This window comes from Salinimicrobium tongyeongense (assembly GCF_026109735.1).
Classification (GTDB): domain Bacteria; phylum Bacteroidota; class Bacteroidia; order Flavobacteriales; family Flavobacteriaceae; genus Salinimicrobium; species Salinimicrobium tongyeongense.
Genome location: NZ_CP069620.1, coordinates 1574393 through 1587330, shown reverse-complemented (window position 1 = coordinate 1587330; position 12938 = coordinate 1574393). Strand labels below are relative to the sequence as shown.

Here is a 12938-nt window from a genome sequence, read left to right as displayed (position 1 = left end):
ATGCATGAAAAAAAGGCTTTACATCATAGCATTTTTGGCCCTGCTGCAACTGGGTAGTTATTCCTATGCGCAGGAAAAACCTGTGGTAGAAATGGCCCAGGATGACCTGGGAAATGTAACGGATGCCTTTCAGGAACATTTTTTTGAGGCGCTTAAGCAAAAGGCCATAGAAAATTACGAAAAGGCCATAGATGAACTGGTGCAAAGCCTTGCGATAAAGCCCGACGAGCCGGTGGTGTACCTGGAGTTGGGAAAGAACTACAACGCCCTTGGCAAATACTCGCAGGCAGCAGTTTACCTGGAAAAAGGCAGAAGAGCAGTGCCAAAAAACACGCAAATGCTCGAGGAGCTTTACACCACTTACTTTGAGAGCAAGGAATTTAATAAAGCCCTGCCGGTGGTGAAAGACCTGGCCGGGCTAAATGCGGCTTTTTCAGAAGATCTCGTGAACCTGTATATTCAGACTGAAAAATATGATGCAGCTTTAAACCTTCTCGATTCACTAGACAAGGTGAAGGGATCCAGCACCTATCGGGAAAGCCTCAGACGGCAGGTTTATGCCCGCACCAACAACGTGGAGGCACAGATAAGTGATTTGGAAAAGAGTATTGAAGAAAATCCTCAGAACGAACAGGATTATCTCAACCTCATCTTCGTGTACAGCGAAAACGGGCAGGAGGAAAAGGCTTTTGCAACCGCTAAGGAACTGCTGGAAATGAAGCCCGATTCCCGGCTGGTGCACCTGGCCCTTTACAAGTTCTACATTGCCGGTAATGAAGCCGAAAAGGCGGTAAACTCCATGGAAATTCTGCTGAATAGTGATGAGATAGATGAAGTCACAAAATATCAGGCTTTAAACGATTTTTTAATTTATGTGACCCAGAACCCTTCTTTGGAAGAAGATTTGATAAAGCTGGTGGAGACCTTTTCAGAAAAAGAGAATAATCAAAAAGTTTATAAACAACTGGGAGTTTTCTTCCTGGAAAAAGGCAACGAAGAACTGGCCCTTGACTATTTTAAGAATGCGCTTGAAAATGACCGGGATGATTTTGGTTTGTACCGGAATGTGATCCAACTGGAGGCTCAAAAAGGGCATTTTGAAGAGGTAATTTTGCTGGCAGAAAAAGGCCTTGAAATCTTCCCTACACAAGCGTGGTTGTTTCTTATGCAGGGAAATGCCTTTAACGGCCTTAAGGAATATCGAAAAGCTGAAGAAAGCCTCCTTACAGGGCTTGATTACTTAATTGATGACCCGGAAACTGAAAAAGAATTTTACCGGCAGTTAAGCCTTGCCTATAAGGGTCTTAATAACAATACAAAAGCTACAGAAGCTCTAAAAAAACTGAAAAATTAGAAAAATAACGCTGAATGACCTACAAACGATTAATTCCCGTACTTCTACTTTCACTAATCCTGTTCTCTTCCTGTGGCGGTGCCCGAAAGGCAAAAATGGGTACTGTTGCCCCCGAAGATGCTGCCGTAGCCGCGGTGGTTGACCGGCATTACGAAAGCGAAGTAGATTTTAACACGCTGCAGGGAAGGCTTAGCCTTAACTACCAGACCGAGGAACGCAGCCAGAGTGTTACGGTGAATTTCAGGATGAAGAAGAATGACACTATCTGGATGAGCGGGCAATTGCTGGGCATTCCGCTGGCTAAGGTGCTAATTACCCCAAATTCGGTACAATTCTATGAAAAGATCAGCAAAACCTATTTTGATGGGGATTTTAGCCTGTTAAGTGATCTACTGGGAACTCCCCTCGATTATGAAAAGGTGCAGAACCTTTTGTTGGGTCAGACCATTTATGACCTTAGGGAGGAAAGGTATAAGTTGACCGAATCTTCAAGAGGTTACCAGCTACAACCTGAACAGGAAGGTTTTTTGAAGCGTATGTTCCTGCTCGATGCCGGAAATTATAAAGCCCTGGCCCAGCAACTGGGGCAGGAGCAGGGCAACAGGAGCGTAACAGTGACTTATCCCGAATATCAGAAGATCAATAATCAGCTTTTTCCATTGCAAATCAACATTATAGCTTCGGAAGGAACTCAAAGTACGCGAATTGATATGAGCTTTAGAAACATTGAGTTCAATGTTCCTGTTTCTTTTCCTTTTTCAATACCTTCGGGCTACGAAGAAATTAGCATAGAATGAAGATAAAGGTTCTACTACGGCATAGCGTTTTTGCTGGATTTTTATTGTTGAGCCTTCATGGCTTTTCCCAGGATAATAAGCGGGAAGAGCTGGAACAAAGAAGGCTGGAGCTGCAACAGGAGATCAAACGGATCAATTCTTTGCGGACTTCCAACTTAAAGAAGGAAAAATCTATACTCACCCAGGTAGAAGATCTTGACCAGCAAATTCGCAGTACCGAGAAACTCATTCGGGTAACCAATCAGCAGGCGAATTTACTCACCCGGGAGATCAATACTAACCAGAACAGGATTGGAGAGCTCCGTAAAGAACTGGAGCAGCTCAAGGAAGATTACAGCAAGATGATCAGGAAATCTTACAAGAGCAAATCTCAGCAGAGCAGGGTCATGTTCCTGCTTTCTTCGGAAAACTTCCTGCAGGCCTATAAAAGGCTTCAATACATGAAGCAATATGCTAACTACCGGCATCAGCAGGGGGAAGAGATCAAAGCGCGCACTGAAGAACTTCAGCAGCTAAATCAAAGCCTGGCAGAGCAGAAGAAAACAAAGGATAAATTAATTGCCGAGAACCGCAAGACCAGGGCGCAGCTTGAAAGCAGCAGGAAAGAGCAGCAGGTGCTTATTGCTGAAGTGCGCAAAAAAGAAGGCCAGTTTGCCTCACAACTCAGAAAGAAACAGCAGGAAATAAACTCCATAGACCGGGAGATAGAAAGGATCATTGAGGAAGCCATTGCAGCCAGCAACAAAGCTGAAGGATCTACGTCCCGAAGCGTGTTTAAACTTACTCCCGAAGCCAAAGCCCTTGCAGCCGATTTTGAAAAGAACAAAGGCAAACTTCCGTGGCCGGTAAGAACGGGTACTGTGGTACTTCGTTTTGGAACCCAGCCACACCCAATTGTAAAGACTGCTACCATGAACAGTAACGGGGTGAGAATAGCAACCGATCCAAATTCAAAGGCCCGGGCAGTTTTTGGAGGTACGGTAAGTGAAATTATTGCGGTAAAAGGTTCCAGCCTTATGGTGATGGTGCGGCATGGAGATTACATCACTATTTACAACCACCTGGAAACGGTAGATGTGCGTAAGGGGCAGCAGGTAGCCCTGGGCCAGGATCTTGGCAGTATTGCCATTAACAAGACCGATGGTAGAACCACGCTGTACTTTGTGATGTACAAGAACAACCAGAAGCTCAACCCCGAGGACTGGATTTACCAAATGTGATTTTTGTCTGAACCCGGGATAAAGTTTGCAGTGCTCAGTAGTAGGCGCTTTTAAGAAACAAGGGTCAGGAGCCAGTACCTATTTTTTGGAATCTAGTGCTAAAAAGAAGAACTATTTAAGCTCCGGGGGAGCGGCATATTTTTCTCTAGAATAGCATAGCAAGATCAAGAATTTACGAACAGGGCTTTTAACTCTGTAGCTTCTCCGGGTTTCAACTTCCCTGCAAGAACCAGACTTAATTGTTTACGGCGTAAAGCGGCTTCAAAACGCTGCTTTTCCAGTTCGGTTTCAGGCTCCAATGGGGGGACGGCTACAGGGTGTCCTGTTTCATCTACCGCCACAAAGGTATAAATAGCCTCATTGGCTTTGCTGCGGTGGCCACTTTCCCGGTCTTCTACCCACACGTCTATATAGATTTCCATAGAAGATTTAAAAGCCCTTGAAACCTTTGCTTCCACAGTAACCACACTTCCCAGGGGCACGGCTTTGTTGAAAGCCACATGGTTCACCGAAGCGGTAACTACGATCCTGCGGCTATGGCGTCTTGCGGCGATGCTGGCTGCCCGGTCCATTCGTGCAAGGAGTTCCCCTCCAAAAAGGTTGTTTAGCGGGTTGGTTTCGCTTGGTAATACAAGGTCGGTAAGGGTGGTTTTAGAATCTTCTGGAGTTCTGGATTGCATTTTTTAAATTTTCGGCAAAGTTAAGGTGCTTTAATCTAAAAGCCGTTAAGGAGGTATTAAAAAAGTGGGCAGTAGGCAGTGGCTCAGGTGCCAGTTAGAAATTCAGTGTTCAGTGAGCAGTGGTCAATTGGCTGAAAATCAGGTTTAGAACCTTCAATTTGGAATTTGGTGCTTGGAATTTGAGACTTCGCAATCGTAATTCTAAACTCGTAAGTCTAACTTATCAATTACAGCTCCTGCACCAACAACCATGCTCCAGGATTGGTCTTTTTTACCCTGTACAGCTCATTGGTAGCTTCGCGGCGGGTCTCATGACTGCTGGAGATCACCTGGTGCAGCCCAAATTTATTCTCTCCAATTTGACGGGCTTTAAATCCCTGGGCTTTGAGTTCTTCTACGGCTTTGGCGGCATTTTCGGCCTCTCTGAAAGCACCGGCTACTATATGGTAATTTCCGGTTTGTTTGGAAACTTTTAAAGTAACAGCAGGAAGCGGATTATCGATCACAAAAGTGGCCTGCTGAATTTGATCTTCAAGCTGGGATGCAGCTTTTTGTTGCTCGGCTATGTTGTGCTCGTTTACCTGCTCACTGTAAATGTTCAAACCTGCAGCACCGCTAAGGCCAATAGCCACCAGGCCAACAGCTGCATATTTTAACCAGCGATTTGCCCTTCTTTCAGGGGTAAAGGCAACAGGTGCTTTTGCTTCGATTTGCTCTGCCTGTTGTTTGTACACTTCACGGGAAACAGCATTTCTCTTAAAAGAATCAAGACCAAATGCCTCTTTCATGAAATTTTTTCGGGCAGCAGGCTCAAACTGTAGTTTTCCTGCTTCGGTCAAAGAAAAGGAACCTACATTTTCAAAGTCTGCTGTTTTGTTCTTTTCAAGAACGAGCTCGAGATCCTGTACAAATTGATTTAAATGTTCAATAGCGGTATTGTACGATACCTTTTCAGCTTCCATGATATAATTGGCCAAAAGCCCGTCATTCTTAACCAGCTGACGGTTAAAAGAAACTGTTTTCTTGGGAGGAAAAAATTCTCCTGTAGCTGGATGAATGCCTGCGGAATGCTGTTGAGTTATAAAAGCACCAAAGCCAGGAAGGATGACGCATTCATACCTGTATAGTAGATCGTGGATGTAATTTGCTATTGCCATTAAAACAAAAGTAAAAATTTTTATTTTCTGAAAAAACAGGCACTCCATATTTTATTAACAAATTTTTGCGCTACTTTTCAGGCTTTAAAATGGCTATGAAAGTTTCTGATTTACAGTATGTTTTGGCTCTGCAGCACGTGCCCAATCTGGGTGATGTTTCAGCTAAAAAACTCATCCGTCACACCGGGTCTGCCGAGGCTGTTTTTAAAGAGAAAAAATCGGTTCTGCTCAAAATTGGCGGTATAGGCAATACGAAACTCAGCTATCTTTTTTCTTCTGAAAACCTCAAAGCTGCCGAAAAGGAACTGGAGTTTATCCTCAAAAACAGCATAAAAACTCTTTACTACGAGCACAGTGATTACCCAGAAAAATTAAAGCACTGTACAGACGGGCCTATCCTCCTTTTTCAAAGGGGGAATATTCAACTTATCAACAGGAAGATCATTAGTGTTGTGGGTACCCGAAAGGCCACACCCCACGGTATTAACTTCTGCGAACAATTGCTTGAAGAGCTCGCACCTCTTGATCCTGTTATTGTTTCAGGCTTTGCCTATGGAATAGACATAGCCGCACAACGAGCTGCCCTTAAGCATAAGCTGCAAACCATTGGCTGCCTGGCTCACGGCCTGAACCAGATGTATCCCGGGCTTCATCAAAAATACGTGGCGGAAGTGGAACGTAACGGCGGGTTTCTAACCGATTTCTGGAGTACTGATACTTTCGACAGGAACAATTTTCTCAAGAGAAACCGCATCATTGCCGGCATGTGTGAAGCAACCATTGTTATTGAAAGTGCCGAAAAAGGGGGGTCTCTGGTCACTGCCGATATTGCCAATTCGTACAACCGGGAAGTTTTTGCAGTTCCCGGAAGGCCGGGAGATCTTCAAAGCAAGGGCTGTAACATGCTTATCAAGTCTCAGCAGGCACACGTTTTAACCAGCGCAGTTGATCTTGTTTACATGCTCAACTGGCGCTCTCAAACTCCTGTTAAACCTGTACAAAAGCAGCTGTTTGTAGAGCTTGAAGAGGAAGAGCAGGCACTCTATGGCTACTTAAAAGATAAGGGGAAAGAGCAGCTTGATCTTATTGCGCTTAACTGCAGTATCCCTACCTTTAAAGCAGCCACTTTACTGCTCAACATGGAGCTTAAAGGCGTGGTAAGGCCGTTGCCGGGCAAACTTTTTGAAGCGGTTTAGTAACCCAGCTTTTCTCTAACCCGTACCAAAACTTCATCTGCTACCTTACGGGCCTTTTTGGCACCTATGGCAAGAGCTTCTTCTACTTTATCGGGATTTTGCATGTAGAAATTATACTGCGCACGCTCCCTTTCAAAGCGGGTGATTAAAAGCTCATAAAGTGCCTGTTTGGCGTGCCCGTACCCATAGCCTCCAGCTTCATAGTTCTTTCTCATCTCTGCCGTTTGCTCTTTAGAGGCCACCAGTTTGTAGATGTTAAAGACATTGTCGGTATCGGGGTCTTTAGGCTCTTCAAGAGGTGTGCTGTCGGTTTGTATCGCCATGATCTGCTTTCGCAGTTGCTTATCGGGTAAAAACAAGTTGATGATGTTGCCTTTAGATTTGCTCATCTTTTCGCCATCGGTACCGGGTACGTACATAGTTTCTTCAGAAACGCGGGCATCGGGCATTACAAAGGTCTCACCCATTTTTGCATGGAATCTCGAAGCTACATCCCGGGTCATTTCCAGGTGCTGGAGTTGATCTTTTCCTACCGGAACAATTTCAGCATCATATAGAAGAATATCCGCAGCCATTAAGATAGGGTAATCAAAAAGTCCGGCGTTAACATCCTCAAGCCTGTCGGCCTTATCTTTAAAAGAATGCGCAAGAGTTAAGCGTTGATACGGGAAAAAGCAGTTTAGGTACCAGGTTAGCTCGGTAACCTGCGGAATATCGCTCTGCCTGTAAAAAACGGTTTTTTCAACATCGAGACCAAAAGCCAGCCAGGTAGCTGCAGTAGAGAGCGTGTTCTCCCTTAGCACCTTTGAATCTTTAATTTGGGTTAAAGTATGGAGGTTTGCTATGAATAAAAATGAATCATTCTTTGGATCATTGGCCATTTCCACTGCGGGAATTATAGCTCCTAAAATGTTCCCCAGGTGAGGAGTACCGGTACTTTGTACCCCTGTGAGAATTCTTGACATTGGCTTTCTGTATTTTTCTACAAAGGTATCTTTTTTAGAGAAGACGTTCAATTCAATTCATTACTTTTGGCCATATGCACATCCTTAGGTCTTTCCTGGTAATCTTGTGGAGAATATGGTTCTACATTTTAATGGCCATTCCCATTATAGTTTTTTTTCCGTTTTTATTACTGTTTACTTCCAGGACGAGATTCTATCCGCAGTTCTTTATGATTGCGCGCTGGTGGGCCTATTTTATTTTATACGGGATGGGTTTTTTCCCAAAAATAAGGCGCGAGCGTAAATTTGTGAAAGGTGAAAGTTATATGCTCGTGGCCAACCATACTTCCATGACCGATATTATGCTCATGCTGGTGGCTGTAAAAAACCCTTTTGTTTTCGTCGGAAAAAAAGAACTGGTCAAAATTCCCCTTTTTGGATACTTCTATAAACGAACCTGTATCCTGGTAGACCGTCAGAACCAAAGAAGCCGAAAGGAGGTTTTTGACAGCGCCCAACGCCGTTTAAATAACGGCACCAGTATTTGTATTTTTCCTGAAGGTGGCGTGCCCGATGATACCAGTGTTCTGCTCGACAGTTTTAAAGATGGTGCCTTTCGCCTGGCCATAGATCACCAGATTCCCATAGTTCCTATGGTATTTTACGACAATAAAAAACGCTTTCCTTACATTTTTACAAAGGGTAGCCCGGGTAAAATGCGGGTAAAGATCAAAGAATTCATACCCACCAAAGGTCTTGGGCAGGAGAGTAAAAAAGAAATTCGGGAGAAAACGAGGGAGGTGATCCTTCAGGAATTAAAATCTGATAAGCTGTTTTAAAATTTATAGCTAAAGCCGGTGTACACGCCCATAAAATAAGGTTGCACATCTCCGCTGGGCTGGTCAAAAGTTTTAAGCTGGTACTTCAGCATAGGTTCAAAATTGAGCCTGAACCTTTCCGAAAGGTTGTAATCAAATCCCAAACCTATGTTGGCACTAAAGCTCACTTCATTCAGGTTATTGGCTTTTCCGGCTGCCGAAGTGTTACCTGTGTTGACCACCACTTCATTATCTTCTAAAATAAGCGTGCTACCACCCCCAATAAGGTTCACCCCAAATTTGTCCTGCCACAGGTTCACCTCAAATTCCAGCGGCACTTCTATATAACCAATTTTCTGGCTTAAATTTCCCTGTGTAAAGCTGCCGGCCTGGGTGCGGTTGCTGCTGGTTTGGTTTTTTGACCCCACATTGGAGGCAATCATCTTAACATCGGTGTCATTTACCTTTATGAGGGACACATTTCTCACTGCGTAGATTCCGGCGGCCGACTGGTATCCAATGCCATTGGTGCTGTAACCAAGGTCAACACGGCTAATCCCCGAGCGCACTTTCACTTTGTCACTAATATTCAATGCCAGTTTTACCCCGTATGAATAAGTGATCTCGGCCTGCCTGCGGTCGTTAAAACCAACATCCAGCGGATTGGCAGTCCCCATTTTTCCGTAGTAAATGGGGGTGGCATGGGTAGACAGCTCAAAATGGCTTTTTTCTTCGGTGCTGGCAATTTTAGTGTCTTCAGGTGTTTTTACGGCATCAAAGATCGAAGGCTTTAGATCTTCAGCCTGGGCCTTTTTGGGAGTTGTTTTTTTCTGCTGAAGAGGGATAGAGGCTACAGCCAGAGGGGTGTCAAAAATGGCATTTTTAGCACCTATTTCTGAAGCTGTTTCTTCAGCCGTTCTTGATTTTTTTTCTGAAGTAGTATCTTCTGAAGATATGATAGTGGCAGCAGGTTTTGAACTGCTGCTTAAACCTTCAGAAGGAATACTAACAGCGGCGGTGCTTTCTTCCGAAGCAATTGGAATAACGGGGAATACCGGTGAAGCTGCCCCATTGGTTGCCGGCTCTTCGATTTCTTCCCCGGCCACGGTTGTTGAGGTTTTTACGGGTAAGATCCAGTCTCCAATCATAAAAAAGAAGGCCAGTACTGCGGCAACGCCGGCATAGCGGTACCAAAGCGGGATTACCGCCCTGCGCTTTTCCTTTTCCCGAAGTTTTGCTTCAATGTTTTTCCATACGGCATCTCGCGGTGCCGCTTCAAAATCGCGAAACTTCTCCTGATAGAGCCGGTCTATGTATTTTTTCTCTTTCATTATACAGATCGTGCGGCTGTTTTATATAGACTGCTTTCTATTTTCTCTTTCAGGATCACTCGGGCCCTTGCAAGGTTTGATTTTGAAGTTCCGGTGGTAATATTTAGCATTTCGGCGATCTCTTTATGGGAAAACCCGTCGAGTACGTACAAATTGAAGACCTGCCGGTAACGGTCGGGCAGTTGTTGTATGATCTCCAGTAAATAGTCAACGGACACTTCATCTTCTTCTACTTCAATTTCGGGGTCTTTGTGAAAGTCATCTCTAATGATCTCAAAGACGGTTTGTTTTCTGTATTTTTGAAGGGCTGTGTTGATCACGATCCTTTTCATCCAGCCTTCAAAGGAACCTTTGTTTTTGTACTGGGGCATGCTTTTGAAGATCATCAAAAATGCGTCCTGCAGGTTGTCTTCTGCCTGTTGGTAGGTAGAAGAGTACTTGAGGCAAACAGGGAACAATTTATGCGCAAACATCTTGTAAAGCTGCTCCTGCGCTTTAATGTCCTGTTTTTTGCATTTTTGTATGAGTTGTTTGATGCCCAAAATCCCAATATTTAAGTGCTGTTGAAAAACGGGGGCTGTACAATGGCCCGCCGGTAGCTCGCCCGGGCTCGATGTGGAGCTTCAGGAAACCTAAATATAGGAATTTCAGCCGGTTCTGCAACAAAATTTACAAGCGGCCCAATATTCTGCAATCTCAAAAAATCTACAGGGGGGAGAGGTATTTTAAAAAAGGAAGATCGGGAATCGTGAGAGGTTCCCGGTCTTCCGGAGGAATTAGCCTTTAAATTTTCCCTCTTTAGTCTGCCGTTTTCACAGTAGGTTTCGCTGTCATAGATCTGGGGTTGATTCATCATAACGGCATTGGCTGGTTGGGGTCTCTGTTAAAGAGATGCACAAATTGCCAAATGGTTGCGCCCAAAAAAGAGAAAATCCCGAAAAAATTCGGGATTTTAAGATTTTTTTATGCTTTTGCCACTGTCATGGCTTCTTTTATCCTGCTTTCCAGCTCTTCCATTAGATCTGGATTATCTTTTAACAGGGTTTTCACCGCATCGCGGCCCTGCCCAAGTTTGGTGTCTTCATAGCTAAACCAAGAACCACTCTTTTTAATGATCTCGTAGTCTACCCCTATATCTATGATCTCTCCAATTTTAGAAACCCCCTCGCCGTACATAATGTCAAACTCGGCAGTTTTAAAAGGAGGGGCTACTTTGTTTTTAACCACTTTCACCCTGGTCTTGTTCCCCTGAATTTCGCTGTTGCTGTCTTTGATCTGGGTAGATCGGCGAATGTCAAGCCTTATGGAGGCATAGAATTTCAATGCGTTACCACCGGTTGTGGTCTCAGGGTTTCCAAACATTACCCCAATCTTCTCCCTTAGCTGGTTAATGAAGATCACGGTACAATGGGTTTTGCTGATGGAAGCAGTAAGTTTTCTTAGCGCCTGGGACATTAAACGTGCGTGCAAGCCCATTTTTGAGTCCCCCATTTCCCCTTCAATCTCCGATTTTGGAGTAAGTGCGGCAACAGAATCCACTACAATAATATCTATGGCTCCCGAGCGGATAAGGTTGTCGGCAATCTCAAGGGCCTGCTCCCCGTTATCGGGTTGGGAAATGATGAGGTTCTCAAGATCTATCCCCAGCTTTTCGGCATAAAAACGGTCAAAGGCGTGTTCTGCATCAATAAAGGCAGCGATGCCTCCTGCTTTTTGTGCTTCGGCTATTGCGTGTAAAGTAAGGGTGGTTTTTCCTGAAGATTCAGGCCCGTATATTTCTATAACCCTTCCGCGGGGATATCCTCCCACACCAAGGGCGAGGTCAAGCCCCAAAGACCCACTGCGTATCACATCTACATCTACTACACTCTGGTCACTCATCTTCATCACGGTACCCTTACCATAGGTTTTATCCATCTTGTCAAGGGTGAGTTTGAGGGCTTTTAATTTAGCTTCTCTTTCTTTCTCGTTGCTCATTTAATTCGGCTTCTTTAATATGATATTGCTGCTAAAATACTATAAGTTTTTATATGTGCTAAATTTAATACGCAACCTTTTTGGCTTTTGTGCATCTATAAGATAAACAAGATAAACCAACTATTAACTGCATGAAATTTTTAAAGCGGAATATTATTTTAAGTATTTCCGGCAGTCTGGCTGTAGTTAACCTCAGTTGCAGCTGCCGGATGGACGGTGGCTAACGTTATTTTTATTTTTAGTTGAAGAATTAGAAGTATTAATAACGAATTAGCCGTTCGAAAAAAATGCCCCGATATCGCATCCGGGCATTTTTTCATTTAAAGCCTTATCTTTGCGCAAAATTCTTTAACCTTAAATCGTTAGTATAGCATGCAACTGTACAATAAATTAAGCGCTAAAGAAAGGGAAGCACTACTTGAGGAGGCCGGGGAAGACCGGCTTACGCTCTCTTTCTATCAATATGCCAAGATTGGGAACCCGCAGCTTTTCCGCAACCACCTCTTTGTAGCCTGGGACCAGATGGAGGTGCTGGGAAGAATCTACGTGGCTCACGAGGGAATCAACGCCCAGCTCTCTGTTCCCGCAAAAAACTTCGGGAAATTTAAAGAATTCCTTGATGGGATTTACTTCCTTGAGAATGTTCGCCTCAACATTGCCATAGAACACGATATCAAATCCTTCCTGAAGCTGAAGGTGAAGGTTCGCGATAAGATTTTGGCCGATGGTCTTAATGATGCCACTTTTGATGTGACCAATAAAGGAGTTCACGTTGATGCAAAAGCTTTCAATGCACTGCTTGATGATCCAAACACCATACTCGTAGACATGCGAAACCATTACGAGAGTGAAATTGGGCATTTTAAAGGCGCCATGACGCCCGACGTTGATACCTTTAGGGACAGTCTTGACATCATTGAAAAAGATATTCAGGATCACAAGGAAGACAAGAACCTGGTGATGTACTGTACCGGCGGAATTCGCTGTGAAAAGGCCAGTGCCTATTACAAGCACAAAGGTTTTAAAAAGGTGTACCAGCTTGAAGGCGGAATTATTGAATACGCCCGCCAGGTACAAAACCTGAAGCTCGAAAATAAATTCCTGGGAAAGAACTTTGTGTTTGACCACCGCCGGGGAGAACGCATTAGTGAAGACGTGATTTCTAATTGCCACCAATGTGGTAAACCCTGTGATACCCACGTGAATTGTGCCAATGAAGCCTGTCACCTTTTGTTCATTCAGTGTGACGAGTGTGCAGAGAAGATGAGCAGCTGCTGTTCTTCAGAATGCCAGGAGATTGCTGCACTGCCTTACGAAGAACAAAAAGCTTTGAGAAAAGGCAGGGGTAACAGCAACAAGATCTTCAAAAAAGGCCGTTCTGAAGTACTTAAGTACAAGAATTGACAATTAGTTTCTCAAGAGTGCGTTCCATAAATAATGGTATATTTACCTCATTAGTTTTTA

At 44.1% G+C, this 12938-nt stretch carries 13 protein-coding genes; 6 read left to right on the top strand and 7 right to left on the bottom strand.

Annotated features, from left to right (window positions below; all coding sequences use genetic code 11):
* Nucleotides 1-4 precede the first annotated feature (4 nt).
* Genes JRG66_RS07065 through JRG66_RS07055 form a run of 3 tightly spaced genes read left to right on the top strand, consistent with a single transcriptional unit; the run spans nucleotide 5 to nucleotide 3371 of the window.
* Nucleotides 5-1354 (top strand): tetratricopeptide repeat protein, encoded by a 1350-nt coding sequence (locus tag JRG66_RS07065; RefSeq protein ID WP_265165196.1) that lies wholly within the window; start codon nucleotides 5-7, stop codon nucleotides 1352-1354.
* A gap of 14 nt (nucleotides 1355-1368) precedes the next feature.
* Nucleotides 1369-2151, top strand: a complete 783-nt coding sequence (gene lolB1 / locus JRG66_RS07060) for a lipoprotein insertase outer membrane protein LolB1 (protein WP_265165195.1) — start codon at nucleotides 1369-1371, stop codon at nucleotides 2149-2151.
* Nucleotides 2148-3371 carry a murein hydrolase activator EnvC family protein gene (locus tag JRG66_RS07055; protein ID WP_265165194.1) on the top strand — a complete coding sequence of 408 codons (1224 nt, stop codon included), beginning with the start codon at nucleotides 2148-2150 and terminating at the stop codon, nucleotides 3369-3371. Before lolB1 ends, JRG66_RS07055 begins: the two co-directional genes overlap by 4 nt.
* A gap of 164 nt (nucleotides 3372-3535) precedes the next feature.
* Here the strand turns inward: JRG66_RS07055 and JRG66_RS07050 are convergent, their stop codons facing one another.
* The gene (locus tag JRG66_RS07050; protein WP_265165192.1) at nucleotides 3536-4051 is read right to left on the bottom strand and encodes an acyl-CoA thioesterase; all 516 of its coding nucleotides are present in this window, start codon (nucleotides 4049-4051) and stop codon (nucleotides 3536-3538) included.
* Nucleotides 4052-4278: 227 nt separating this feature from the next.
* Nucleotides 4279-5208, bottom strand: a complete 930-nt coding sequence (locus JRG66_RS07045) for an HU domain-containing protein (protein WP_265165190.1) — start codon at nucleotides 5206-5208, stop codon at nucleotides 4279-4281.
* 95 nt (nucleotides 5209-5303) lie between these two features.
* Between JRG66_RS07045 and dprA the strand changes: the two genes are divergently transcribed.
* On the top strand, nucleotides 5304-6404 hold the full coding sequence (gene dprA, locus JRG66_RS07040; protein ID WP_265165189.1) for a DNA-processing protein DprA: 1101 nt from the start codon (nucleotides 5304-5306) through the stop codon (nucleotides 6402-6404).
* Here dprA and trpS read toward each other — a convergent pair.
* Complete coding sequence (trpS, locus tag JRG66_RS07035; RefSeq protein WP_265165188.1) at nucleotides 6401-7369, bottom strand: tryptophan--tRNA ligase; 969 nt, start codon at nucleotides 7367-7369, stop codon at nucleotides 6401-6403. The two genes, dprA and trpS, sit on opposite strands and share 4 nt — an antisense overlap.
* A 74-nt stretch (nucleotides 7370-7443) precedes the next feature.
* Here trpS and JRG66_RS07030 point away from each other — a divergent pair, with 74 nt between their 5' ends.
* Nucleotides 7444-8187 (top strand): lysophospholipid acyltransferase family protein, encoded by a 744-nt coding sequence (locus JRG66_RS07030; protein ID WP_265165187.1) that lies wholly within the window; start codon nucleotides 7444-7446, stop codon nucleotides 8185-8187.
* On the opposite strand, the gene JRG66_RS07025 is transcribed toward JRG66_RS07030, so the two are convergent.
* From JRG66_RS07025 to recA, 4 genes are all read right to left on the bottom strand, one after another.
* Nucleotides 8184-9497: a hypothetical protein gene (locus JRG66_RS07025; protein ID WP_265165186.1), complete on the bottom strand. Its 1314-nt coding sequence runs from the start codon at nucleotides 9495-9497 to the stop codon at nucleotides 8184-8186. The two genes, JRG66_RS07030 and JRG66_RS07025, sit on opposite strands and share 4 nt — an antisense overlap.
* A complete protein-coding gene (locus JRG66_RS07020) occupies nucleotides 9497-10039 on the bottom strand; it encodes an RNA polymerase sigma factor (RefSeq protein ID WP_265165184.1) in 543 nt (180 codons plus the stop codon). Before JRG66_RS07020 ends, JRG66_RS07025 begins: the two co-directional genes overlap by 1 nt.
* 11 nt (nucleotides 10040-10050) lie before the next feature.
* The gene (locus tag JRG66_RS07015; protein WP_265165183.1) at nucleotides 10051-10353 is read right to left on the bottom strand and encodes a hypothetical protein; all 303 of its coding nucleotides are present in this window, start codon (nucleotides 10351-10353) and stop codon (nucleotides 10051-10053) included.
* A gap of 107 nt (nucleotides 10354-10460) precedes the next feature.
* A complete protein-coding gene (gene recA, locus JRG66_RS07010) occupies nucleotides 10461-11474 on the bottom strand; it encodes a recombinase RecA (protein ID WP_265165182.1) in 1014 nt (337 codons plus the stop codon).
* A 372-nt stretch (nucleotides 11475-11846) separates the two neighbouring features.
* Here recA and trhO point away from each other — a divergent pair, with 372 nt between their 5' ends.
* Nucleotides 11847-12878, top strand: a complete 1032-nt coding sequence (gene trhO, locus JRG66_RS07005; RefSeq protein ID WP_265165181.1) for an oxygen-dependent tRNA uridine(34) hydroxylase TrhO — start codon at nucleotides 11847-11849, stop codon at nucleotides 12876-12878.
* Nucleotides 12879-12938 lie beyond the last annotated feature (60 nt).